Here is a 25,656-nt window from a genome sequence, read left to right as displayed (position 1 = left end):
CTGTTGTCTAAAAGGCCGCTGATGATAAAGCAGAAGTTATTGCGGTTACAGTGGGCTTAATTGCCCTGATGTTAGATACGTTGGCGGTGATTACACTATTGGCTGGGTATCTTGGGTATCAGCGTGTGAGTGTATAGATCATATGTAAGCGATGACTTCAAGCCTTTGCAAATTTTAAAACACGCTTTTACTATCTTGGATACACCGTGGAAAACTTCCTGTAGTCGAATCGCTTGATAATGTTTCTCCACGCTATTGGAATCCTTGCTATACTTTTCTGGAATGCCTGTTTAGTAACGTAAAAGATAATCCACAGAATTTCTAAAACTGATTTTTGTATGAAAAGACTACTTCTGCTTGTTTTTGTTTTAGCTGTATTGCAGGGCTGCATCATCGATACGTTTCCACCTATTATTTTTTTTAACAATTCGACATCAGATAGCATTAACGTTGAGGTGAGATACAAGCGTTATATAAGATATACAGACGAAAAAATGCAAGCTGAATTGTTGAAAGTAGATTCTACGAATAAAATTTATTATTTCCTTATAAGTCCACAGGCAAAGTTAAGACTTGGGCGTGCTTATCCAGATGAGGATTTTAATTTTGATAAAATATCGTACTGTATTAATGAGAAAAAATACACTTTGGATGAACGTAAAATCAAAAAAATATTTACAAAGAGTAATGACTATGAATATGTAATAAAAGACTGACGTGTTCATTAGTTTGTAAAGTTATTAGTTAACCGAAGTTGCCTAGTTCTATGGCTATCTATACCTAATTGACGTGAACTTTACAGACTTACTCACGGATTGATAATCCACACAGATATACCAACAAAAAACGCCCACGACGCGGGGCGTCGTGGGCGCTGGATAAAGCCGGGCCGGTCTAAAGCGTCAGCTTTTTGTCTTTGGGGTACTTGATTTCGTAGCGGAACGAGAGCGTGCGGCTTTCGTTGGGTTGCAGTGTGATGCGGTAGGTCAGCTTGCCGGTTTCGGGGTTTAGCTCGGCCCCGCCGTTGTCGGTGAGCTGCACCGCAATGCGCTCGTCGGTCGATACCGGAATCTGGTCGTAGACGGTGAGGCTAACGGGTTCGGAGCGGGTGTTGCGCAGGCTGATGCGGTACGCCCGGTTTTCACGCTGATTCCCCCCGAAGGTCTGCCGCGAGTTGACGTCCTGAATCTGTTCGCGTTTGGCAATGATGCGCTTGTCGCGGCCCAGCGAGAGCGACAGTGTGTCTTTGGCTTCGGCCAGACTCACCTGCGATTCGCCCACAAAGGTACCTTCGAAATAAATCCGGGCGGTGCCGTTAAGCAGGTTCAGCTTGTCCCAGCCCGTCAGCTGGGCCGTCAGAAACGCGTCGGGGTCGAGTTTGGGCGTCACTTCGTAGCGGTACGTGGCCGGCAGCTCTGCGGTTTGCACATCCACCAGCTGGGGGCGTCCATTGGTCAGAATGGTGTAGGGAATGGCAATCACGAAACTTACGTTCGTCGGCTGGTCGACAGCCTGGGTAAACGTCGCCGTGTTTTCGAGCGGAGCTGCGGCTGCCATAGTGGCTTCGGCGTTGGTATCGCTGCTTCGTAGCTGCTTGCTGAAAGCAACGCGGGGAGCGGCCTGGTCGTAGAGAACGGGCGGTTTGGGGTCGTAGAAACCAACGTAATCGGTTGGCAGGGTAGGCTGGGTGCCGGGCAGGGCCGGGTTGGCCGTCGACAGCGTCAGCCGGATGTTCTGCCAGTCGAAGCCCGTGTTCTGGTACACCTGCGCTTTATACGCCAGCGAGGCCGGGCTCCTGGTATCGCGGAACCGGACATCGTAGACGGGTGCCCAGCCAGCATTACCCACCACGTAGCTCAGATCGAGCGATACCGTGGTGCGGGTGCGGGCGGTCAGCGTCACTTCGATTTCGCCGACGGGGCGTTCGCGCCGGGCATTCTGTTCGGTCACCTGAGCCTCCAGCCGGTCGACCCGCTTTTTCTGCTCCACTACCTTGCGGTTGATGACCAGCAGTTCCTGGCCCAGTTTGGTCAGGCGATCGCGGTAGAAAGCCGCCATCTCGGCCACGGCCTTCACGGTGGCACCCTGATCTTTGCCCGCCACTTCTTTATTGGCCAGAATCAGTTTTCGTTCTTCGTCCAGCACGCTCTGCTGCAACACGAGCGCTTCGTAGGCTTCGCGATTGATGCGTAGCGAATCGTCCAGTCGCTGCAGCGAGGCCGGGCGGGGCGCTTTGTCGAGAAAGTTGGTGCGGAACTGAACGCCCTGAATCACGGCGTCGCCTTTGCCCGATACCTGAATGCTCTGCGGGTCGGTCTGGGCGGGGGCATTGTCGATAATGAGCCGGGTAGTGCCGGCGTCGATGGTGGCCGTTGCCTGGGCCATCAGCTGGGCGCGGGTCAGAAATACGGTGGCCTGCCGCAGCGTGGCCTGCACACGCTGTTCATCGGCCACCTGGGCCAGGGCGGTTGTGGCGGTAAAGCTGGCAACCAGTACGGTGGTGAGGAGTCGATTCATTCGTTATTATCAGTCGGAGTGGTGGTTTGTGTTATATAGACCCCGCTGGCCCGGCATCGGTTTAGTGGGCCCTGCGGAATATATTTCAACGTCGGGCCCGGCGGGGAAGCGGGCCGACCGGGCGCCGGCATCGAAATCGGGGCTACTTTTGCGCCATGATTACTGCCAATAACCTCCGATCCTTTACGGAACAGATCTTTCAGGCCATCGGCTGTTCCGAAGCCGATGCCCGGCTGGCGGCCGATGTGCTGGTGAGCGCCGATTTGCGGGGCGTCGACTCGCACGGGGTAGCCCGACTGCCCGGCTATGTCCGGCTCTATGACAACGGCCGGCTCAATCCGCAGCCCAGCATCCGTATCGTGCACGAAACCCCCTCGACGGCGGTGGTCGACGGCGATCGCGGGCTGGGGCTGGTGGTGGGTCCGTGGGCCATGCAGGTGGCTATCGAGAAAGCCCGCGTGGCCGGTACCGGCTGGGTGGCCGTGCGCAACTCCAACCATTTCGGCATTGCAGGATATCATGCCCTGCTGGCCGCCGACCACGACATGATCGGGCAGGCCATGACTCACGCGGCTCCGCTGGTGGCACCCACCTTTGCGCTCGAAAAAATGCTGGGCACCAATCCCATTGCGGTGGCTATTCCGGCGGCTACCGAACCCACGTTTCTGGCCGATTTTGCCAGTACGGCCGTTGCCTACGGGAAACTCGAACTGTTGCAGCGTAAGGGGCAGGATATTCCGCTGGGCTGGGCGCAGGATGCCGAGGGCAACCCGACGCCCGACGCCAATGCCGTCAGGAACGGGGGGGCGCTGGTGCCGCTTGGCACCGACCGGGAGCATGGCTCACACAAGGGCTACGGCCTGGGTGCAGTGGTCGATATTTTTTCGGGCGTGCTGTCGGGTGCCAACTATGGCCCGTGGGTACCCCCCTTCGCCACGGCTGGTTTCATGAAAGCCGACGAGGGCGTAGGGCAGGGAACGGGCCATTTCTTCGGGGCCATGCGTATCGACGCGTTCCGGCCGGCGGGCGAGTTCAAAACGCACATGGATACCTGGATTCAGCGGTTTCGGCAGGCCAGAGCGGTGCCTGGCAAACAGGTACTTATTCCCGGTGATCCGGAACGGCTGATGGAAGCGGAGCGCCTGGCCAGCGGTATTCCGGTGACGGAGCCTGTGCTGGCCAGCCTGGCCGAACTGGGCGACCGCTTCGGCGTTACGCTGGTTCAGTAGCCAGCCGTTGTTTCCAGACCATGCTGATCGGGCCGTTGCGCTTGATCAGCACGTTGTCGGCCAGGGCCTAAAGAACCCGGATAGCGGCAGAAAGCCATAAAAATCCGCATACGTAAACGGATTGGGGAGCGGGGGCGTTATGACGGTCGACTATCTATCATGACGCTACATGCCGGCTTCCAACGCTGCTCCAGTACCTGATTCCTTACCACCGTCGACCTCCGCCGTGGCGCGTTCTGTCGGGCAGACGGGTGTTCACTACGAAATTTTTGTGCGCTCCTTCGCCGATTCCAACGGCGATGGCATTGGCGACCTCAACGGGGTTACCAACAATCTCGATTATTTGCAGGAGTTGGGCATTTCGGCCATCTGGCTCATGCCCGTGAGCCCCTCGCCAACTTACCACAAATACGACGTTACCGACTACTACGGCATCGACCCGGAATACGGCACCCTGGCCGACTTCCGGCGGCTGATCGACGAGGCCCACCGGCGGGGTATTGCCGTGCTGATCGATCTGGTGCTGCATCATACCAGCATCCGGCATCCCTGGTTTGTGGAATCGGCGAAAGGGCCCGACAACCCGTACCGGCACTATTACCACTGGATGCACCCCGACGAAATCCGCCGGCGTCGGCTCAACACCCGCGACATTACGGCCGATTCGGGCGAACGCAACCCGTGGCATGCGGTGCCCGGTGCCCGCTCCCCCGAGCGTTACTACGGTATGTTCTGGAGCGGCATGCCCGATCTGAATGTCGATCACCCGCCCGTACGGGAAGAAATCTACCGGCTGGTGCGGTACTGGCTGGCCGATGTCGGCGTGGATGGGTTCCGGCTCGATGCGGCCCGCCACCTGTATCGGGAGTCGGAAGAACCCAAAAACCACCAGTTCTGGGAGGAGTTCGGTCGGGTTGTAGAGGCCATCAAGCCGGGCGCCTACACGGTGGGCGAGGTCTGGACCCGTCCCGACCGCATTGCGCCTTATTTCCGGGGGCTGCGGGCCAATTTCAACTTCGACCTGGCGCAGGTAATCGAGTCGGTGGTTCGGCGCGAACGCGACAGCGAGGACCTGGTCGAGTTTCTGGCTTACGTACACCGAACCTTCGAAACGGTCAATCCAGCCTTTATCGACGGGCTGATTCTGTCGAACCACGACCAGAACCGGATTGGCAGTTTGCTGAAAGGCAATCTGCAGCATCTGAAAGTAGCGGCCAGCCTGTTGCTGACCCTGCCCGGCAACCCCTATCTCTACTACGGCGAAGAACTGGGCATGCTGGGCCTGAAACCCGACGAAAGTATCCGGGAGCCTTTTTTGTGGGACATTCGCGCCCGCGACCGGCAGCGCACCACCTGGCGCCGGGGCCGCTATACCACCAGCCAGACCGTGCCGCCACTGGCGCTGCAACGTGCCGATCCGCAGTCACTTTACAATCACTACCGGCGCCTGATTCAGTTTCGCAACGGCCAGCCGGTGCTGAACGATAACCTGACCCGGCTGATCGAAACGGGTATCCGCCAACCCGAAACAATCTCGTTTGTGCGCCAGTCGGCCAGCGGGCAGCGGGTGCTGGTGGTACTTAACCTGTCGCGCCGGACCCTCGAGGTAGTGCTGTCGCCCACCGAAGCGTGGTGTACCGGACTGGTCTGGGGCGCCGACGACGGGGCCACCCTGACCGACGGTACCCTCCGGCTTCCGCCTTATTGTTTCGCTGTGCTGGCCTGATTTTCCGGTGAGTGGTCGGGCTTGTAGCCGCTTACTCTGATCGCCGACCACTTACGAACAAGTGATACGGGTTGACTGTGGTAAGGTTTTACTTTTCAAGTAGTTAGCTCAGGCCGGATTGGTCTGCCAACACATGAAACAGTAATCACTAATCCGCTAAACAACCATGATCAATCAAGCATTAAAACGAGCTGCTGGCCTGTTGGCTGTTGCCTGCCTGCTATCGTGTGAGGATCACCGCCTGACAGCCGTTGTACCCACGGTTAGTTCGAGTGTACTGGCTCGAAATCTGGTATCGCCCATTGCCGTTGAAACCGACCCCACAGGCCGTGTTTTTGTGACGGAGCAGGGCACGGGCGCCAACGACGGACGACTCACCATGGTGGGCAGCAATGGCCAGCTGTACCCGGTTGTAACGGGTTTCTTTTCGGAAAAACTGCCCAACAACGAGATTTCCGGCACCGATCACCTGCTGTATGCCGATGGGTTGCTTTATGTATTGAACGCCAAGGGATTATACAAAGTGAACGTGTCGGGTTTCAAGCCGGGCGATGCGCCCATTGCGGCCGCCAGCCTGGTGCCCGAAGACATCGGCACGTTTGTGATCAACTACAAGTTTGTCAACGATACCGATGAGTCGCACTTGTATAACCTGACCTTGGGCCCGGATGGCGCGTTGTACATCACCGACGCAGCCGCCAACGCCATTATCCGGCGGGCTAAAAACGGGGCGCTGAGTGTGGTGGCCGAGGTGCCGGGCGTGCCCAACCCAACGTCCGTTGGGCCACCCGTTATTCAGGCGGTGCCCACCAGCATCACCTACGATGGGAAACAACTGCTGTTCAGCACACTGGTTGGGTTTCCATTTCCGCCCGGCAAGTCGGTGGTCTATGCGATGGACTTGACGGGTAAACTCACCGTTTACTGGCAAAATTTTACCAGCCTGGTCGATGTCGAAAACGATGGCAACGGCGGCATTCTGACTCTCCAACACGGCGTTTTTGGGCCGCAGGGGTTTGCGCCCAACACGGGCCTGCTGGCCCAGACCACAGCCGCCGGTACAGCCACGCTGCTGTCGTCGCTCAACCAGCCCACCGATCTGAAGTTGCTCGCTAATCGAACGGGCTATCTGGTTAGCCTAGGCGATAACACCCTGTTGAAAATCACGTTTTAGCGGGCTGCGAACTCTACGCGAAAGCCCCACGGCAACGGACCTGCGGGGCGTTGCCGTGGGGCTTTCGCCATGGTAAACCAGGGCGGTTACTTCGCCTTCAGATACGCAAACGGGATAATCATTTCCTCGAGCGATACGCCCCCGTGCTGGAACGTATTGCGGTAATGATTCACGTAGTAGTTGTAATTGTTGGGGTAGGCGAAGAAGTAATCTTCGGTCGTAAACACGTAGGCTGTCGACACGTGCGGTTTGGGCAGAAACAGCCGCTCGGGTTTGCGCCCGACAAAAAGATGGTTGTCGTCGAAACCCAGGTTTTTGCCCTGCTTGTAGCGCAGGTTGGTGTTGGTTTCGCGGTAGCCCACAATCTTGGCCGGTTTCTGCACCCGAATCATGCCGTGGTCGGTGGTTACAACGAGCCGCCCGCCTTTGGCCGCCACTTTCTGCACAAACTCGAGCAGGGGCGAGTGCAGGAACCACGACCGCATAATCGACCGGTAGGCCGATTCGTCGGGGGCCAGTTCTTTGATCATGGCCATGTCGGTACGGGCGTGCGACAGCATATCGACAAAGTTGAACACCACCACGTTGAGCTGGTTCTGCAGCAGGTTGTTGAAGTTGTCGACCAGCGATTTGCCCTGGTTTACGTTCAGGATCTTGTGGTACGACATTTTCACGTTCAGGCGGCTCTGCTCCAGCTGCCGGCGCAGAAACTCGTCTTCGTGGTTGTTGAGGCCTTCGTCTTCGCTGTCGTCGTTGACCCACAGGTCGGGGTGTTTACGCTCCATTTCGCTGGGCATCATGCCCGAGAAAATGGCGTTTCGCGCAAAGCCCGTGGTGGTAGGCAGAATGGAGTAGTACGACGATTCTTCCTCGACCGTGAAATAATCGGCCAGCAGCGGCTCAATTACTTTCCACTGGTCGTAGCGCAGGTTATCGATCAGCAGGAAAAACAGGGGCGGCTGGTTGCCCGACGTGTCAAGGAGTGGGAACACCTTCTTGCGCATCAGCTGATGCGACATGATGGGGTGGGGGGCTTTGGGATCGTTGAGCCACTCCTCGTAGTTATCCATGACAAACTTGCAGAACGTGGCGTTGGCCTCACTTTTCTGCATATTCATCACTTCCAGCATGCTTTTATCCTGCGAGCTATCGAGTTCCAGCTCCCAGTAAATGAGTTTCTTATACACATCGGCCCACTCGTCGAACGTCATCCGGTCGTTGTACTGCATCGAGATGTTCCGGAAGTCCTGCTGGTAGCCGATGTTGGTCCGTTCGGTCACCAGCCGCTTGTTGTCGAGGATTTTTTTAACCGACAGTAGAATCTGGTTGGGGTTGAGGGGCTTGATCAGGTAATCGGCGATTTTGGAGCCGATAGCCTCCTCCATGATATGCTCTTCTTCACTCTTGGTGATCATAACCACGGGTAGGTTGGGCCGCAGCTGCTTGATCTGTCCGAGGGTTTCGAGACCCGTCATGCCCGGCATCATTTCGTCGAGAAAGACTACATCGTAATTGGTTTGCTCCACCTGATCGAGCGCGTCGGCGCCACTGTTGACCGGTGTTACGTCGTAGCCTTTGTTCTTCAGAAACAGAATGTGGGGTTTGAGCAGATCAATTTCATCGTCGGCCCAGAGTATCGAATAGTGTTGCATGGAATCGGGGGTTTATGACCACTGCCCGGAAAGCGGCAGCCGGTTTAATGATAACGGACAGGGGGTGGTTTGGCGAGGTCATTGAGGCTCCATGGCCACCAGCCCGGCCCTGCGTTGGTTTAACTGCAAACGACCGCTTGTGTTTGCCCGGTTCAGTTTTAAGGTTTTTTAACAGCCCGGCCAGCGCCCAAAAACCGTTTGGCTACAACCAGCCTGATGCCAGAAAACCGTTTATTCGACGATCAGGAGTAATTTTTGATGTAATTTTACGGAGGCCTTACGTGAAAGGTGCTCCCGATAGTAACCCATGAAGAAGATATTGTTTGCGCTGACCTTCCCGCTGTGGATGAGCGGCTTTGTATATGCCAGTCCCATTGTGTCCGACTCGATCGGGGTCGAAAAGAAAGACGGGAAACGCTTTATTCTGCATCGGGTCGATCAGGGGCAGACCCTCTACGCCATTGCCCGGCGCTACGGCCGGTCAGTAGCGGCCATTCAGGCGGCCAACCCGGGTCTGGGCAATGCGGTGCGCTTCGACCAGACCGTTCGCATCCCGATACCCGAAAAGTCGCTTAGTCCCCAGCAGGCCAAAGCCATCGACAAGGCCATCCAAAAAGAAGAAAAAGCGCAGGATCAGGTGGTGCGGGTAGCCGCCAAAGCCGCCGATCCGGTCCGGACGGGTATTCACGTGGTTGAGAAAGGGCAGACCCTCTATAGCCTGGCTGCCCGCTACGGCGTGTCTCAGGCCGATCTGCGCCGGTGGAACAACCTGCCGTCGGGTAGCGTGCTCATCGGGCAGGCGCTGATCGTGAGCGAGAAAGCCCACCTGGAGCGCAGCCCCGGCCCGAGCGTGGCCACAACGGCACCCGCCCCGCCTGCCACGGCCGTGAAAACAACCGAGCCATCGCCCCGCCCCACCGAACCGAAACCGACGGAAACAAAACCCGCTGAACCGAAGCCGACCGAGTCGCGTCCGACCGAGTCACGTCCGACCGAGTCGCGTCCGGTAGCTAAGGCGCCTGAACCTGCCCGAACGGCTCCGAAAGTACCGGCCGAATCGGCGCCGGCCCGGCCCGACAAAACAAGCACCCCGGCCGAACCCAAAGCGACGACTCCGCCCGTAGTGGTAGAACTGCCGCGTCCGGGCAACGATGCGCCCATGCCCACGCGGGGCCGGCGCGTATCGCTGACGGGTGTTGCCGAAATGATTGATGGGGCCGACGGATCGGGTAAATACCTGGCTCTGCACCGCACAGCGCCCATCGGCACACTCGTGCAGGTGCGCAATGCCTTCAACAACCAGAGCCTGTGGGTAAAAGTGATCGGTCGCCTGCCCGACACAGGCGTCAACGATAAAATCCTGATTAAGCTCTCGCAGCAGGCCTTCGCGAAACTTTCGCCCGACGACCGTCGTTTTCGGGCAGAGGTCAGCTACATAGCACCGTAGGCTGCGCAGTTTGACGTTTGTTGTTCGAGATTTATAGTTAGGGTTCTCCGCCCGAACTGCCTTTCGTAGAACCTACGAACAACAAACCACGACCAACAAACCAAAACTATGGAAACCAAAGAAGAGCGCATTGCCCGGCGGCACCGCGAGCGCGACGAGCAGATGAAAGCCACGCCCGGCTATGTAACGTTCAGCATCATGTTCACGCTGGCGTATCCGTTTATTGCGGTCTTCACCTTCGTGATGTCGACACTGCTCGCCATCGTGTCGGGGGTATCGAAAGCCATGGCCTGGGTCGTTAGCGGAGGGCGTTCCCATTGATTCGGCCCGAAGTGGCCGATCTGCTTAACCAAAAGGCCCGTCAGTACAATCAGCCTGCGTTTATCGAGCGCGATCCGGTGTCGATTCCGCACCGCTTCACTGGGCGGCAGGATATCGAGATCATGGGTTTCTGGGCGGCCGTGCTGGCCTGGGGGCAGCGGCCGGTGATCCTGCGCAAAGCCGCCGAACTGATCGATCTGATGGATGGGGCACCCTATGACTTCATCCGCAACCACCAGGAAACGGACCTGAAGCGGTTTCTGGCGTTTAAACACCGGACGTTCAACGCCACCGACGCGCTCTATTTCATCCATTTTTTTCGGACGTTCTACGCCGGGCACACCACGCTCGAAGATGCCTTTGTGCCCGGTCAGGCCGTTGCGCAGGCCGTCACGGTGGGGCCGGCGCTGGTGGCTTTTCACGATCTGTTCTGCCGGGAGAGCGACTATTTTCCGCCCCGTACGCGCAAACACATTGCCAGTCCCGCCCGTAACTCGACCTGTAAACGGCTGCTGATGTTTTTGCGGTGGATGGTTCGGCACGATACGCAGGGTGTCGACTTCGGCCTCTGGACCCGACTGAGCCCCGCCCAACTCGTGATACCGATCGATGTGCACGTAAACCGGGTGGCCCACCGGCTCGGACTGCTTACAACCAGTGGCCGCGACGAAACGATTCCCGACTGGAAAACGGCCATTGCGCTGACCGAGTCGCTGCGGCAGCTCGATCCCGCCGATCCGGTCCGGTATGATTTTGCGCTGTTTGGTTTGGGTGTCGAGGGCGAACTCTAGGCGCGGGCGAGCAAACAAAATGCCGGTCGAATAGCTTACTTTCGCAGACGAACCTTCCATAAAGCAAACCCAATCGACCCCGCCACATGGCCTTTACCATCACGACACAACCGTTTGGTACGTTACCCAACGCCATCGAACCCCTGCTCGAGTACACCATTACCGATACCACCACTGGCGAATACATGACGATCCTGCCCGGCTACGGCGGTATCGTGCGCGAACTGGTGCTGCGCAAGGGCGACACCCTGTTTTCAGTGCTGCGCGGCCCCGAGTCGGCGCAGGCGCTGGTCGCCGATGAGTCGTTTGCCAGTGCGCTGCTGTTTCCGTTCCCAAGCCGCGTGCGACACGGCGTTTATGGCTTCGGCGATCAGCAGTACGCGCTGCGCCTGAACGAAATGAGCCGCGACAACGCCATTCACGGGCTGGTGTACGACAAAGCTTTCTCGGTCGTAAGTCAGGAAGTAACGGCTACCGAAGCTTGTCTGGTGGTCCGGTACGAGCATACGGGCGATGCCGTCGGCTATCCTTTCCCGTTTGTGTTTACCGTGACCTATTCGCTGAAACAGTCGGCAGGGCCGCTGGTAATGCATCTGTCGTATGAAGCCGAAAACAGCGGTTCAACGGCCTGCCCGGTAGCGTTTGGCTGGCATCCCTACTTCACGCTCAACGGCGAATCGGTCGACGACCTGACGCTGACCCTGCCCGACCGCATGCCCATTGCGCTCGATGCGGCCATGATTCCAACGGGGCGTCAGTCGATAGCGCCTGCCGAAACCATACCCCTTGCCGGTCAGGAGATCGACGCCATCTACGCGCTGCACCCAACCGAAAACGCCGTGGCCGAAACGGTGTTGCATTCGCCCAAAGCGGGTGTCAGTCTGGTGGTAAAGCAGGAAACGGGCATGGGTAAACTCGACTACCTGGTTTGTTATACGCCCACCCGACGCGACAGCGTTGCCATCGAATCACTGACGGCCAATGCCGACGCTTTTAACAACGGCGAAGGGCTGGTTACGCTCATGCCCGGCCATACCCTCTGTGGCGACATCAGCGTACGGCTCGACTAAAGCGGCTGTTCCATCCTGCAGGCAGGTCGGTTCGGGCGGTAATCAACGCGATTACCGCCCGAACCGACCTGTTTTCGTTACAGTTCAAAGGTGATTCCCTGCGCCAGCGGCATGGTGGTGCCGTAGTTGATGGTATTGGTTTGCCGGCGCATGTAGGCTTTCCAGGCATCGGAGCCCGACTCGCGGCCGCCCCCCGTTTCTTTCTCCCCTCCGAAGGCCCCGCCAATTTCGGCACCCGACGTGCCGATGTTGACGTTGGCGATACCGCAGTCGGAGCCTGAGGCCGCCAGAAAACGCTCGGCTTCGCGCAGGTTGAGCGTGAAAATGGCCGACGACAGGCCCTGTGGTACGGCGTTCTGCTGCGCCAGGGCATCGTCGAGGGTGGTATATCGAAGCATGTACAGAATGGGCGCAAAGGTTTCGCGCTGCACCACCGGCCAGTGATTTTCGGCCTCGGCAATGCACGGCTGTACATAACAGCCCGACTCGAAGCCCGGCCCGTCGAGCAGGCCCGGCTCTACCACAAACGTGCCCCCGGCCGCCCGGATGTCGGCTACGGCCGTCTGGTACCCCTGCACAGCCGCCTGATCGATCAGCGGACCAACGTGAAACGACTCGTCGAGGGGGTTGCCAATGCGCACCTGGGCATAAGCCTTGCGGAGTCGGTTGCGTACATCGTCGTAGATACTGTCCTGCACCAGGATGCGCCGGGTGGTTGTGCAACGCTGTCCGGCCGTGCCAACGGCACCGAACACGATGGCCGGAATCGCCAGATCGAGGTCGGCGTGTTCGGAGACGATAATGGCGTTGTTACCGCCCAGTTCGAGCAGGCTGCGCCCCAGCCGGGCTGCCACGGTCTGGGCTACGGCTTTACCCATGCGCGTGCTGCCCGTGGCCGACAGCAGGGCCACGCGCGGGTCCTGCGCCAGCCACTCGCCCGCCTGGCTGCCGCCCGTAATCAGGCACGACACCCCTTCCGGTACGTCGTTGTTGCGCAGAACGTCGCCAATGATCTGCTGGCAGGCAAGGGCCGTAAGGGGGGTCTTTTCCGAGGGCTTCCAGACACAGACATCCCCGCAAACCCACGCCAGCATGGCATTCCACGACCAGACGGCCACCGGGAAATTAAACGCCGAAATAATACCGACCACGCCCAGTGGGTGCCACTGCTCGAGCATACGGTGGGCCGGCCGTTCGGAGTGCATCGAGAGCCCGTAGAGCTGGCGCGACTGCCCAACGGCAAAATCGCAGATATCGATAATTTCCTGCACCTCGCCCAGACCCTCCTGCAGCGATTTACCCATTTCGTAACTGACCAGCGTGCCCAGTTCGCGTTTGTAGCGACGGAACTGATCGCCCATCTGCCGCACAATGTCGCCCCGGCGGGGGGCCGGCACCTGCCGCCAGATGGCGAAGGCTGCCTGAGCGGTTTCGATGACCTGATCGTAGTCGGTGCGGGTGGTGGGATGAACCCGCGCAATCAGCTGTCCGTCGGCGGGCGAAAACGAATCGATGGTTTTGTCGGTCGATGACCAGAAATGCTGTCCGGTGCTGGTACCCGGTTTGACGGGCTGGGCGGGCAGGGGAAGAATAGACTGCATACTGTAGGCTAATGGTTTGTTGACTTAATGAACAAAACTACCTGCCTGTTAGATAACAAAGCACGACGGGTACAAACTTTTCAGTGGATATGCGGTTCATCTAAGTTCATGCGGTGGTAGCTGATACCGCCCACTAACCCTCCCGCTTATGAAATCGCTGCTGATCCTGGGCGCTTCGGTTGTACTGACGACCCTGCTGGCTAACTCGTCGGCCCTGGCCAATCCCCGGCCGCTCGTATCCGTACCGTCGGTGGCCGCTGCCGATACCATGCCCCGCAAAACCGGCAAATCGCCCCGCAAAGCCAGCCGCAGCAAGTCGGCTGCCAAGGGTACTGCCACCCAGGAGGCCCGCTACCGCAACAGCTCGGCCGACGATGGCACGGCCGTCAACAACAGCAACGTGACCAACTACAACACCAATGCCGCCACTAACCCGGCCACGGGGGTAGGTAGCGTTGGTGGTGGGGCCAGCGCCACACCAAAACCAAAGAAAAAGGGAAATTAGTGTAGATTGGCCCCTGGTCCGGTAATTCTGTGAACGACTATCCTTTTGCGTAGGGTTGCCATACTGTTACCCAATGAAGTGCATACAAGCCTGATTTTTGTGTCGTATCTGGCACAAACAGTTCATCGACGAGGACCTTTTCTCAATAATCAATAGTTTGTGCGTATAAATCTTTCCGTGTGAAACGTCAGTCATCCTTGGTTTCGGAAAATGTGCTGATCGAAAAGCTGACCCAGCGCGATCAGAAAGCTTTCCATTGGCTCTATGACCAATACTCACCTGCGTTATATGGCGTAGTGCTCCGCATTGTCCGTGATGAGGAGCAGGCGCAGGACCTGGTGCAGGATATTTTCGTGAAGGTCTGGAAAAATCTCGATGCCTACGATGCCAGCAAAGGCCGGTTGTTTACCTGGATGCTGAACGTGGCCCGCAACACGGCAATCGATGCCATCAGAGCGCGAAAAACGCAACCTTCTGCGACGAATGCAATCCGAACCGATGAAGAAAACGTACATATTGTTGACCGGCAGCATAACACGCAACAGCCTAACCCCGATCATATCGGTGTTCAGGAGGTAGTCAGCCAGTTGCGACCCGACCGTCGACAGTTGATAGATCTTGTTTACTTTGGCGGATACACCCACGAAGAAGCAGCCGATGAACTCAACCTGCCTCTCGGTACGGTAAAGACCCGAATTCGGGCTGCGTTGCAGGAACTAAAACAACTGTTCAAGTCATGAATGTAGAAGAGTACATAGCTTCCGGCATCCTTGATTCCTACGCGATTGGCGCTGTCAGCGACCAGGAGATGCGCGAGGTGAATTGCCTGTCGGCTATTTACCCGGAAATAAAGCAGGAACTCGATCAGCTGCTGCTGTCGACCGAAAACTACGCGCTGCTTCATAGCGTTGAGCCACCTGCCGAACTGAAAGACCGGATCATGAGCCAGCTCACTTTCGAGGAGCCCAGCGATACCGTCGTACGCCCGCTGCCCGTCGACCGGACACAGTTGGGTGGTCCAACCTACAAAACGACCTGGCTCGTTGCCGCTTCGGTGGGCCTGCTGGTGCTTATCTTCTCGTACTTTCTGATTACGCAGCTGCAGGGCAATCAGAAAACGCTGGCGACACTGCGTGATAACAACAACGTGCTGCAGAATGAAGTGAAGCTCCTGCGCGATAGCCAGCTACGAAATGAGCAGATGCTGGCCATGCTGCGGCAACCCGGCTTGCGGTCGCTCGAACTCCGGGGAAACGCAAAAGCGCCCAAGGGCGATATGCTTGTATTCTGGAACGCCCGCACCAAACAGGTAGCGGTCGAGGTGCGCTCGTTGCCTCCGCTAGGCCCCGATCAGCAGTATCAGCTTTGGTCGCTGGTCGATGGTAAGCCCATCGATGCCGGGGTGTTCGACGCCACTACGTCGGGTAACGTGCTGCAGCGGATGAACCGCGAAGTGAGTCGGGCCGATGCCTTTGCGGTAACCATTGAGAAACGTGGGGGAAGCCCGACGCCTACGATGGAGACCTTGCTGGCGATGTCGCCCGTTGCCTGATAAAGCGTTGATCTGTCGGCGAACGATCGGAACGTCGGGCGCCTGCCCGGTGTTTTAGTAAGGGTAGCAAAACACGTCCGTTGCGGACCGGTACCGACCCTTTATTTACTGAACGAACCTATGAAAAACTCGTTTTTCTCACTGCTGACGGCTGGTTTGCTGTCGGCGATGACCTTGTTTACGGCCTGTCAGTCGACGGCAACCGGTAAAACCGAACAAGCCACTACCCGCACTACCGACGATACGCCCCCCGGCGGCCGGCGCGTGGTGAAAACGGATGCCGAGTGGAAGAAAATCCTGACGCCCGATCAGTATGCCGTACTGCGCGAGCACGGCACGGAGCGGGCGTTCACGAGCCCCCTCAACAACATTCACGAGCACGGTGTGTTTGTGTGTGCCGCCTGCAAAAACCCGCTGTTTGCATCGGAAACGAAGTTTGATTCCGGTACGGGCTGGCCCAGCTTTTATCAGCCCATCGCCAAAAATGCGGTGAAAGAGCAGACCGATAAAGCCTACGGCATGGTACGCACCGAGATTTTGTGCAATGTATGCGGAGGACACCTCGGGCACGTTTTCGACGACGGGCCGAAGCCTACCGGCCTGCGGTACTGCATGAACGGCGTGGCCATGCTGTTCCAGAAAAAATAAGCCGGCGCTGCCGGATCCGTTTACGACAGCCGACCCATCCGGGCCGGCTGTTTTTGCGTAGGGCCCAGCCATCCCGTCCTGCTACCGCTCAGGGCCGTTTATGTGCGGTATCGGCCGAAAATGCGTTATATTTGAGACCCGCCTGCGAACCATAAAACGCTTTTGGGCGCTTCGGCCAGACCGAACAAACCTCTTACTGAATTTAGACGCATGAGTGAAGACAGGGAGCGATTCCGCGCTGTCCGGCACGCTTTTGGCGCGTTCCGGCAACGAATTCGACAACGCCGGGCCTTGCTTGGCAACGTCAGGCGCGGAGTTGGCCGACAGATCTATCGGCAAACCGCCCGAGTAGCCGGGGAGGAGCGGGTCAGTGCCTGGACAGCTACATACCATGAATACCGCGATCGCTTCCGGGCGTTCGTTCACCAGTACATCGATCCTGATGCCTGGTACTATCCTTACGTCAAGAATGGGGTTCGCTACTCCCTGATCGGGGCGCTGCTGCTGGGCATCTACGTGTTCATGCTCAACTATAACGTCCTGTACCTCACGGGGTCGATTCCCAGCGTAGAAGAACTGAAGAATCCGAAGCTGAACCAGGCATCGGAGATTTACTCGCAGGATGGAGTCATGATCGGTAAGTTTTACGCCGAAAACCGGACGCCGATCAAGTACGAAAATATTCCGAAGCCACTGATCGAAGCGCTAATCGCCACCGAAGATGCCCGTTTCTATACACACGGCGGCATCGACCCCCGGGCCATTGGCCGGGCGCTGGTAAGCCTGGGGCGCGACGGCGGAGGTTCGACCATTACGCAGCAACTGGCCAAAAACCTGTTCAAGACCCGGAAAAAAGAAAACAAGGGTCTGCTGACGCGCATTCCGGGTATCCGGACCATCGTCTACAAATCCAAGGAGTGGCTGATGGCGCTCAAGCTGGAGCGGAATTTTTCGAAGCAGGAGATCCTGACCTATTATTTCAATACGGTCGATTTCGGGTCGAATTCGTTTGGCCTCAAAACCGCAGCCCGAACGTTTTTCAATAAAGTGCCCGATAGCCTGAACGTGCAGGAGGGCGCTGTACTGGTTGGGTTGCAGAAGGCTACCACCGCTTACAACCCCCTGAAAAACCCCAAACGCTCGAAAGAACGCCGGAACATTGTGCTGCGGCAGATGGCCAAGTACAAGTTTCTGACCAAGCCCCAGGCCGATTCGATCAGTCAGCTTCCCCTCGTAACGGAATTTACCCCCGAGAATCCCTACTCGGGGCCTGCCAGTTACCTGAAAAACGCGGTGCTTGAATTTGTGAAGAAGTGGGGCGACGAAAACAATTACGACCTGTATACGGACGGGTTGCGCATCGTGACCACCATCGACTCGCGGATGCAGACGTATGCCGAAACGGCTACTGCTGAGAAGATGAAGCGGCTGCAGAAAACCTTCGACGAACACTGGGAAGGCCGTAATCCCTGGACCGACGAAGAAGGAAAGGAGCTTCCCGGCTTTATTGATTCGGTAGCCCGCCGGACCGAACGCTACCGCGCGCTCAGCCGTCGGTTTATGCCGCTCTACCCCGACTCGATCATGTACTACATGAAAAACAAGAAGTACAAGATGCGGGTGTTCAGCTGGAACAACAAACGGGGCTACGACTCGACCGAGATGACCCCCTACGATTCCATTGCCTACTACAAGCATTTTCTGCAGGCGGGCATGGTGGCCATGGATCCGCATACGGGCTACATTCGGGCCTGGGTCGGGGGGCTCGACTACGATTACTTCAAATACGACCACGTGAAGCAGGGCCGCCGGCAGCCCGGTTCGACCTTTAAACCGTTTGTCTATACCACCGCTATCGACGATACGGTGAGCAACATGAGCCCCTGCGATCGGATTACCGATAAGCCCTTTCGGAAAGACTATCGCGAAAACGGCGAAGATAAAGTGTGGGAACCGCGCAACTCGACGGGCTACTATACGTACTCCAGCCTGACGCTGCGCCGGGCGCTGGCCCGGTCGGTAAACTCGATCACGGCCGAACTGACCGACCGGGTGGGGCCGGAGCGCGTGGCCGAATACGCGCACCGTATGGGTATCAAAAGCCGGCTCGACCCGGTGCCGTCGATCGGGCTGGGCTCATCGGATGTGTCACTGTATGAACTAGTTGGCGCCTACTGCACATTCGTCAACGACGGCGAAGCCATCGACCCCATGATCGTGCAGCGAATCGAAGACCGCGACGGTAAAGAGATTGCTTCGTTCAATGCCCCCAAACGGCGGGCCATCAGCCCCGAGTCGGCGTTCCTGATGCGGTATATGCTGCAGGGGGGGCTGCAGGAACCCGGTGGTACATCGCAGGGACTCTGGTCGTACGATCTGTTTAAAAATCGCAACGAGATGGGCGCCAAAACGGGTACCACCTCCAACAATTCCGACGGCTGGTTTGTGGGTATCTCCAACAACCTGGTGGTAGGCGCCTGGGTGGGTGGCGACGATCGCAGTATTCACTTCCGGTCGACCGATCTGGGCGAGGGGGCCCGCACGGCGCTGCCGCTGGTAGGCAGTTTCCTGGAGAAAGTTTACGCCGATCCGCGGTTTAAATCACTGCAGGGGCCGTTCCCGAAACCTACGTTCCCCATCACCAAAGAATACGAGGGTTGCTCGTATCCTGATGATGAGGAAGAAAGCAGCGAAAGCGACTCGACGGGGGTAGGCACCGAACTGGGCGATTCGACCCTGGCACCCATACAACAGGCCGAGCCGACAACGCCCCCCGATACAACGGGTAACAACAACTAGCTAAGTACCCGAAAAAAAGAAGGCCTGTCCACCAGCGTGGTGGACAGGCCTTTTGCTGAAGGGTAAACCAGGCAGTCGGCTGGTTTACCGACCGAGCTTGGCTTTGAACGAGCCGTCGGCATTGAAGACCAGGCCAACCCGCTTCTTGTCGCTGGTGAGCAGACCGACCAGATAGAAGCCGTTTTTATCGTCTTTAGCGGCCCGCTCAATGGTAGCACCGGCGTAGTTGGTGCTGATATACGTGGTGATGGCGGCCGGCAGGCTCGACACCGCAATGGTGGTGGGCATGGGCCGGCCCAGGTGAGCCGAATCGGGTTTGGGCTTATGCAGTGAATCGCCGTGCATGTGCTTACCGCCTTTGCCGCGCAGCTCCAGTTCTTTCTGGAAGGTGCCATTGGCCTTGAAAGCCAGCAGTTTGGGCAGGCTGTTCTGAACGATCACCACCACGTAGTTGCCAGCCTTGTCGATAAAGCCGCCCTGCACACTGGCACCGGCGTAGTTGGCTGTAATGTAGGTGGTAATGGCAGCGGGCAGACTGGCGGCCGTGACGGCTGTCATGTTGTGGGGGGCACCGGTGGTGCTGGTCACCGACGACGCAACGGCACTAAGCCGGGCGGCCGCATCGGTGTCACTGGCGTCGATCGACGATTTGGAGCAGGCGTTCAGCGTGAACACGAGCGCTGCCATACTGCAGAGAGCAAGAATAGTTTTCATGGACAACGGATTGATTTTGTTGACTGATTCGTATGCCGACTGTGGTGGTACCTGTCCGCAGGCGGCATACAGATGATAGTACGTGGTAAGTATATTTACCGTTGCAGCTGACTGGAAAAGAGTTTTTGTCCGGCTGCGTCAGCCCTGCTGACGGGCGGGGGTGAGGGGTTGTCTGAATCGGTTGAATAATTGGCCATAAACAAGATTAGTGCCCTGATTACATGGACTATTATCATAAAAACGGTATTTTGATTTGTCTTTTTCCGTGATTGCCATATATTGTATTTTTAATCCTGATGCCCAATGAAATCGCAGACGCAATCACTTGCTGGTATGACGCAGTCGCAGAGCCTGTCATCGCCGAATTTTTCGTTTTCCGAGTACCAGACCGAAAACTTCTACGATGAAATGTTTGCCGATCCATCGCAGGTGCGATCGGGCTATGCCCCGTTTCGGCAGCGCGTCGAGCAGCTGACCCGTGAGGAACTGATTAGCCGGCAGCACGCAGCCGAACGCTCGCTGATGAGTATGGGCATTACCTTCAACGTGTACTCAGAGGGGGAGGGCACCGAGCGCATCATGCCCATCGACATTATCCCGCGCGTGATCGAATCGGCCGAGTGGGACCGGCTCGAGGCCGGGCTGGTGCAGCGCATCCGGGCCATCAATATGTTTCTCGATGATGTGTATAACGAGCAGCGCATTCTGAACGATGGCGTGGTGCCGCGTGACCTGATCGAATCGAGCAAATCGTTTCTGCCAGCCTGCATGGGGCTGCGCCCGTCCAAAGGCATCTGGTGCCACATTACGGGCACCGACCTGATTCGGGGCGACGACGGCCAGTTTATGGTGCTCGAAGATAATCTGCGCTGCCCCTCGGGCGTGTCGTACATGCTTGAGAACCGGGAGCTGACCAAGCAAACCTTTCCCGAAGTACTGGCACAGACGGGTGTGCGGCCCGTATCGGACTATCCGACGCGGCTGCTGCAGATGCTGCAGTACATTGCCGACCGGCCCAACCCGACGGTGGTGGTGCTGACACCCGGTATTTACAACTCGGCTTATTTTGAGCATTCCTATCTGGCGCAGCAGATGGGCGTCGAGCTGGTCGAAGCGCGCGATCTGGTCATCTCGGGCGGATATGTGAAAATGCGGACCACCAAAGGTTTCCAGATTGTCGACGTGATCTACCGCCGAATCGACGATACTTTCCTCGATCCGCAGGCCTTCAATCCTGACTCGCTGATCGGGATTCCGGGTATTTTCGATGTCTATAAGAAAGGTCGGGTGGCGCTGGCCAATGCACCCGGTACCGGCGTGGCCGACGATAAGGTGATCTACGCCTATGTGCCGCGCATCATCAAGTACTACCTCGGCGAAGAAGCCATCATCCCGAACGTAAAAACGTATATCTGCCGCGAGGAGGACGATTGCCAGTATGTGCTCGACAACATCGAGCAGCTGGTGGTGAAAGAAGCCAATGAAGCCGGTGGTTACGGCATGCTGATTGGCCCCAAGGCCGATAAGGAAGAGCACGAATTATTTCGGCAAAAAATCCGGGATAATCCACGCAACTACATTGCCCAGCCTACCATTTCGCTCTCGCGGGTGCCCTGCATCGTGGGCGACCATGCCGAGGGCCGACACGTCGATCTGCGGCCGTACATCCTGTTTGGCGAAACAGTCAACGTGATTCCGGGCGGGCTGACCCGCGTGGCCCTGCGCAAAGGATCGCTCGTGGTCAACTCCTCGCAGGGGGGTGGCGGCAAAGATACGTGGGTGCTCTATTGAGGGACTAATGGCCCCTGGTTGTGGTTTGTCGGTATGGTTCGCTGGTTTCGGACCGGTGCGGAGCATAAACTACAAACCACAAACCATCAACGGCAAACCCCAAACCTATATCTTTGCCGTTCACCCAACGCTGTCTGCTTTGCCCGATCTGAGTATTCTCATTGTCAATTATCGAACGCCACGCCTGATTCTCGACTGTCTGGCATCGGTGTACACGCACACGAGTGGTATTACGTTCGAGGTGCTCATTGTCGATAACCAGTCGGGTGATGACAGCCGGGCGCAGATTCTGGCCCGTTACCCCGACGTGCGCTGGTTCGATATGGGCTACAACGCCGGCTTTGCGCGGGCTAACAACCTTGCCATCCGGCATGCTGCCGGCCGCAACGTGTTGCTGCTCAACTCCGATACGCTGCTGATCGATAACCTGCTGGCCCGGTGCGTACGCGTGCTCGACGATCAGCCCGATGTGGCGGCTGTGGGGGCGCATCAGCTCGGGGCCGACGGCAGTCTGCGGCCCAACCTCTACACCACCTTCGGACAGATGCGCCGGGCCTTTTACATTCTGCCCGCCGGTGCTCGCTCTGAAGCCTGGCTGAAGAAACAAATCCCAGACCCGCATTTTGCCGATCCGGCGCAGGTGGAGTGGCTCTCGGGCGCTTTTCTGATGACCCGGCAGTCGACCATTGCCAAGGCCGGCCTGCTCGATGAGTCGTTTTTTATGTACGGCGAAGACGTGGAGTGGGGCTACCGGCTGGGGAAACAGGGGCGCATGCTGCTCCTGCCCGATGCCCGCTTCATTCACCTCGAATACGGCAGCAGCGACAACAGCAAACACGTGGTTACCCACATCAACCGCTTTAAGCCCCAGATTCAGGTATCGCAGTTGCTCTGGATTAGAAAACAGTACGGCCTGGGGGCGTATCTGGTGCTGATGCTGCACTACGTTCTGTTGGTTCCCATCGTTTTTGGCGGTAAACTGCTCATCAATCTGAAGAACCGGCAGCCGCTGTTCAGCCAGCTCGACAACCAGAAAGCTTATGCCCGGCAGGTGGGCATTTTCGGGCGGTTTTTCTGGCGAACGGTCTTTAACCGACCGGGTCTCTACAAGGTGTAAAAAACACTGCGCCGGCCCCCGCCGGGCCGATACGCTTTTGGGGGAAATCAGCGTTGTAAAGAAAATGCGTTAAGACTATGCGCTTACTGTCTACACTCGGGCTCCTGGCCCTTTTTTTCGGCGCTGTACTGGTGCCAACCGTCGTGCAGGCCACGCACGTGCGGGCGGGGGAAATTACGACGCGACGGCTGTCGGCTACCTCCCTCACGTATGAAGTAACCCTGACCACGTATTACGATGAGCAGAAGGGCCAGCAGGCTGCGCGCGACGCCAATGAATACACGTTCTGTTTCGGCGATGGTACAACCGAAGTGGTTAAACGGCTGCTGCCGATACGCTACCTGAACGGCCGGACCTCGTCGATTAACGTCTACCGCACGGTGCATACCTTCCCCGGTCCCGGTGTGTACACGATTGGCGTGCAGATTCCAAACCGGAACGCCGGTACGAAGAACCTGCCCCCGGCCGCCAGTTCCGACCAACTCCGCTTCTACGTGTCGACTACGATCCTGATCAATGCCGCCCTGCAGGTCAACTCGACACCGATCATGATCAACCCCCCGCTCGATTCGGCGCGGGTCGGTCAGAAGTTCTGCCACAACCCGGCGGCTTTCGATGCCGACGGCGATAGCCTGGCCTACCGGCTGAGTGTACCGCAGGATGGCGTTGAAAACAGTTGCCGTAGCAGACAGATTGCCTCTTATCTAAGCCCCACCACGTTTAGCAAGAACAGCGAAAACGGTGGTTCCCCGACGTTCACCATCGACCCGCGCACGGGCAACCTGTGCTGGGATGCGCCGGGCGAGGAAGGTCAGTTCAACTTTGCTTTTATCGTGGAGGAGTGGCGCAACGGGGTACTGATTGGCGAAATTACCCGCGACATGCAGATCGTGGTGGTCGATCAGAACAACAAACGCCCGCTGATTGTGGGCAATGAATTGTGCGTAGAGGCTGGTACGCTGATCCAGCAGCCCATCACGGCCACCGACCCCGACGGGCAACGGGTAATTATCACAGCCTACGGCGGTCCGCTTAACCTGACCGCCGATAACCTGCCCCTGCCGGCTGGTCTGAGCATTGCGCCCCAGTATGCCCGCCTGATCAACGGTGGGGTGGCGCTGGCCCAGCCCGCTACGGCTACGTTTAGCTGGCAGACCAACTGCAACCAGGTCAGGAATGAACCCTACGACATCACGCTGAAAGTAAGCGATGTGCCTCCGCGCGGCACCACCTCGCTCGTGTCGTTTGCGACCTTGCGGATTCGGGTCATTGCGCCCTCGGTAAAAAACCTGACGGGGCGGGTATCAGCAGCCGCGGGTGGCCGATCAATTCAGATCAACTGGAACGCCTACAGCTGCGGCCGGATCGTCAATGGGGCGCTTGGGCCCGATACCACCAAACTGATTATTTACCGTAAGGAGGGCTGCACAAACGTGCCGTCTACGTCCTGCACGACGGGTATTCCGGCCGGGCTGGGGTATCAGGAAGTCGGGCGGGTGCCCTACACGGCTACGTCGTTTATCGATACCACCGGGCTTCGGCGTGGGGTGAAATACTCGTACCGCATTGTGGCCCGCAACCCCGGCGAAAGCAACAGCGGGGGGCTCAGCCTGCCGTCGGATGAGGTTTGTCTGGAACTGGCCCGGCTCACGCCCGTGCTGACCCAGGTGACAGTCGACAGTACGGCGGAGGTGCGCGGTCGCATTACCGTGCGCTGGTCCCGACCGCTCGATCTGAAACCGGGCGATCTGGGGGCGCCGTATCAGTATCGGGTGCAGCGGGCTACCGGCCTGACGGGTACCAACTTTACCACCATTGCCTCCATCAACACCAACCTGCAGCCCGGCGCGGTCGACACGGTTTATGTCGATCAGGGCAGTTCGACGTCGGCGCTTAACACCACGGCCAACGCGTACCGCTACCAGATTGAATTTTTCTACACCAGCAGTACGGGACAACTGACCTCGCTCGGCATTGCCGAACCCGCGTCGAGTGTGCGGGTAACCACCGCACCGGGCAACCGGCAGGTAGTGGTGAGCTGGCAGGCCAACACGCCCTGGAGCAACGACAACCAGACGCACCGGGTGTATCGGAGCCGGACAGGACCAAACGGGCCGTTCAACCTGATTGCCGAAGTACCGGTGCGCGATGCGCCGACCTACACCTTTACCGATACGGGCAACGACACGTTTGCGGGCGATGGTAACACCAGCCGCCCACTCACGGCCGACAGCAGTTACTGCTACCGGGTGCTGACCCGCGGGCAGTATACCGATGCCCGGCTGGCCGTGTACCGACCCATCGAGAACTACAGCCAGATCAGCTGTGCCATGCCCACCGATACGACCAAACCGTGTCCGCCGGTGCTGGGGCTCGACAGCCTGAACTGCGCCAGCCTGACGCCCGAAAGCCAATGTGGTCAGACCACGTTTATGAACCGGTTGCGGTGGCGGCAAACCGTTGGGGCCTCGTGCGACCCGAACGTGGTGAGTTATACTATCTACTACGGTCGTTACAGCCAGGACACGCCCGGCAAGCTGACCAGCGTAAACGCACCGACCACCAATTTTGACCATACCAACCTGAACACGGTGGCCGGCTGTTACTACGTGACGGCGGTGAGCCGGCGGGGGCTGGAGAGTGCACCATCCAACAAGGTTTGTAACGATGCCTGCCCGTACTTCGCCCTGCCCAACGTGTTCACGCCCAATGGCGACGGCAAAAACGACACGTTCCAGCCGATGCGCTGCGCCCGGGCGGTCGAGTCGGTCAATCTAATCGTGTTTAACCGCTACGGCACCAAGGTTTACGAAACAAGTGGCCCCGCCCTCAACTGGGACGGGCGCTCGACCGATGGCACTGAGCTGCCCAGCGGGCTCTATTACTACCAGGTAACGGTTCGGTTTGCAACGCTCGACCGCAACACGCCCCCGCAGGTATTCAAAGGCTATGTGCAGATTCTGCGCGAAGGCACCACGATGCGTTAGTTGCGATAAGCTGTA

Annotated in this window: 20 protein-coding genes; 16 read left to right on the top strand and 4 right to left on the bottom strand. The window is 57.9% G+C overall.

All coding sequences use genetic code 11. From position 1 onward, the window contains the following. Window positions 1-338 precede the first annotated feature (338 nt). Entirely contained in the window at window positions 339-716 is a 378-nt protein-coding gene (locus ACYVAC_RS01270) for a hypothetical protein (protein WP_461095730.1), read from the top strand. A gap of 178 nt (window positions 717-894) precedes the next feature. Here the strand turns inward: ACYVAC_RS01270 and ACYVAC_RS01265 are convergent, their stop codons facing one another. Then, entirely contained in the window at window positions 895-2,517 is a 1,623-nt protein-coding gene (locus ACYVAC_RS01265; protein ID WP_461095729.1) for a DUF4139 domain-containing protein, read from the bottom strand. Between the two features lie 155 nt (window positions 2,518-2,672). Here ACYVAC_RS01265 and ACYVAC_RS01260 point away from each other — a divergent pair, with 155 nt between their 5' ends. From ACYVAC_RS01260 to ACYVAC_RS01250, 3 genes are all read left to right on the top strand, one after another. Then, on the top strand, window positions 2,673-3,746 hold the full coding sequence (locus tag ACYVAC_RS01260) for an Ldh family oxidoreductase (RefSeq protein ID WP_461095728.1): 1,074 nt from the start codon (window positions 2,673-2,675) through the stop codon (window positions 3,744-3,746). A gap of 169 nt (window positions 3,747-3,915) precedes the next feature. Then, a complete protein-coding gene (locus ACYVAC_RS01255; protein WP_461095727.1) occupies window positions 3,916-5,472 on the top strand; it encodes an alpha-amylase family glycosyl hydrolase in 1,557 nt (518 codons plus the stop codon). A 166-nt stretch (window positions 5,473-5,638) separates the two neighbouring features. Continuing rightward, entirely contained in the window at window positions 5,639-6,646 is a 1,008-nt protein-coding gene (locus ACYVAC_RS01250) for a ScyD/ScyE family protein (protein ID WP_461095726.1), read from the top strand. An 86-nt stretch (window positions 6,647-6,732) separates the two neighbouring features. Here ACYVAC_RS01250 and porX read toward each other — a convergent pair whose 3' ends face one another. Continuing rightward, complete coding sequence (gene porX / locus ACYVAC_RS01245; protein WP_461095725.1) at window positions 6,733-8,298, bottom strand: T9SS response regulator signal transducer PorX; 1,566 nt, start codon at window positions 8,296-8,298, stop codon at window positions 6,733-6,735. Window positions 8,299-8,605: 307 nt separating this feature from the next. On the opposite strand from porX, the gene ACYVAC_RS01240 reads away from it, so the two are divergent. The 4 genes from ACYVAC_RS01240 (at window position 8,606) to ACYVAC_RS01225 (ending at window position 11,927) form a co-directional block, all read left to right on the top strand. Then, a complete protein-coding gene (locus tag ACYVAC_RS01240) occupies window positions 8,606-9,745 on the top strand; it encodes a LysM peptidoglycan-binding domain-containing protein (RefSeq protein ID WP_461095724.1) in 1,140 nt (379 codons plus the stop codon). 108 nt (window positions 9,746-9,853) lie between these two features. Then, window positions 9,854-10,066, top strand: coding sequence for a hypothetical protein (locus ACYVAC_RS01235; protein ID WP_461095723.1), 213 nt, complete (start codon window positions 9,854-9,856; stop codon window positions 10,064-10,066). Continuing rightward, window positions 10,066-10,857 carry a TIGR02757 family protein gene (locus ACYVAC_RS01230; protein WP_461095959.1) on the top strand — a complete coding sequence of 264 codons (792 nt, stop codon included), beginning with the start codon at window positions 10,066-10,068 and terminating at the stop codon, window positions 10,855-10,857. Before ACYVAC_RS01235 ends, ACYVAC_RS01230 begins: the two co-directional genes overlap by 1 nt. Window positions 10,858-10,943: 86 nt before the next feature. Beyond that, window positions 10,944-11,927 (top strand): aldose epimerase family protein, encoded by a 984-nt coding sequence (locus ACYVAC_RS01225; RefSeq protein ID WP_461095722.1) that lies wholly within the window; start codon window positions 10,944-10,946, stop codon window positions 11,925-11,927. A gap of 77 nt (window positions 11,928-12,004) precedes the next feature. Here the strand turns inward: ACYVAC_RS01225 and amaB are convergent, their stop codons facing one another. Next, on the bottom strand, window positions 12,005-13,528 hold the full coding sequence (amaB, locus tag ACYVAC_RS01220) for an L-piperidine-6-carboxylate dehydrogenase (RefSeq protein WP_461095721.1): 1,524 nt from the start codon (window positions 13,526-13,528) through the stop codon (window positions 12,005-12,007). A gap of 148 nt (window positions 13,529-13,676) precedes the next feature. Here amaB and ACYVAC_RS01215 point away from each other — a divergent pair, with 148 nt between their 5' ends. The 5 genes from ACYVAC_RS01215 (at window position 13,677) to ACYVAC_RS01195 (ending at window position 19,032) form a co-directional block, all read left to right on the top strand. Then, complete coding sequence (locus ACYVAC_RS01215) at window positions 13,677-14,033, top strand: hypothetical protein (protein ID WP_461095720.1); 357 nt, start codon at window positions 13,677-13,679, stop codon at window positions 14,031-14,033. Between the two features lie 179 nt (window positions 14,034-14,212). Next, entirely contained in the window at window positions 14,213-14,773 is a 561-nt protein-coding gene (locus tag ACYVAC_RS01210) for an RNA polymerase sigma factor (protein ID WP_461095719.1), read from the top strand. Continuing rightward, the gene (locus ACYVAC_RS01205; protein ID WP_461095718.1) at window positions 14,770-15,585 is read left to right on the top strand and encodes an anti-sigma factor; all 816 of its coding nucleotides are present in this window, start codon (window positions 14,770-14,772) and stop codon (window positions 15,583-15,585) included. The genes ACYVAC_RS01210 and ACYVAC_RS01205 overlap by 4 nt, the downstream gene beginning before the upstream one ends. 120 nt (window positions 15,586-15,705) lie before the next feature. Then, entirely contained in the window at window positions 15,706-16,233 is a 528-nt protein-coding gene (gene msrB, locus ACYVAC_RS01200) for a peptide-methionine (R)-S-oxide reductase MsrB (RefSeq protein ID WP_461095717.1), read from the top strand. 210 nt (window positions 16,234-16,443) lie between these two features. After that, window positions 16,444-19,032, top strand: coding sequence for a penicillin-binding protein 1A (locus ACYVAC_RS01195; protein ID WP_461095716.1), 2,589 nt, complete (start codon window positions 16,444-16,446; stop codon window positions 19,030-19,032). A gap of 84 nt (window positions 19,033-19,116) precedes the next feature. On the opposite strand, the gene ACYVAC_RS01190 is transcribed toward ACYVAC_RS01195, so the two are convergent. Next, complete coding sequence (locus ACYVAC_RS01190) at window positions 19,117-19,746, bottom strand: PepSY-like domain-containing protein (protein WP_461095715.1); 630 nt, start codon at window positions 19,744-19,746, stop codon at window positions 19,117-19,119. Window positions 19,747-20,079: 333 nt separating this feature from the next. On the opposite strand from ACYVAC_RS01190, the gene ACYVAC_RS01185 reads away from it, so the two are divergent. The 3 genes from ACYVAC_RS01185 (at window position 20,080) to ACYVAC_RS01175 (ending at window position 25,641) form a co-directional block, all read left to right on the top strand. Next, window positions 20,080-21,537, top strand: coding sequence for a circularly permuted type 2 ATP-grasp protein (locus tag ACYVAC_RS01185; RefSeq protein WP_461095714.1), 1,458 nt, complete (start codon window positions 20,080-20,082; stop codon window positions 21,535-21,537). A 139-nt stretch (window positions 21,538-21,676) separates the two neighbouring features. After that, window positions 21,677-22,654, top strand: a complete 978-nt coding sequence (locus ACYVAC_RS01180) for a glycosyltransferase family 2 protein (protein ID WP_461095713.1) — start codon at window positions 21,677-21,679, stop codon at window positions 22,652-22,654. Between the two features lie 77 nt (window positions 22,655-22,731). Next, window positions 22,732-25,641: a T9SS type B sorting domain-containing protein gene (locus ACYVAC_RS01175; RefSeq protein ID WP_461095712.1), complete on the top strand. Its 2,910-nt coding sequence runs from the start codon at window positions 22,732-22,734 to the stop codon at window positions 25,639-25,641. Window positions 25,642-25,656 lie beyond the last annotated feature (15 nt).

This window comes from Spirosoma luteolum (assembly GCF_054778875.1).
Note: the sequence above shows the minus strand (reverse complement) of the source record. Positions and strands in the feature narration are given on the sequence as shown.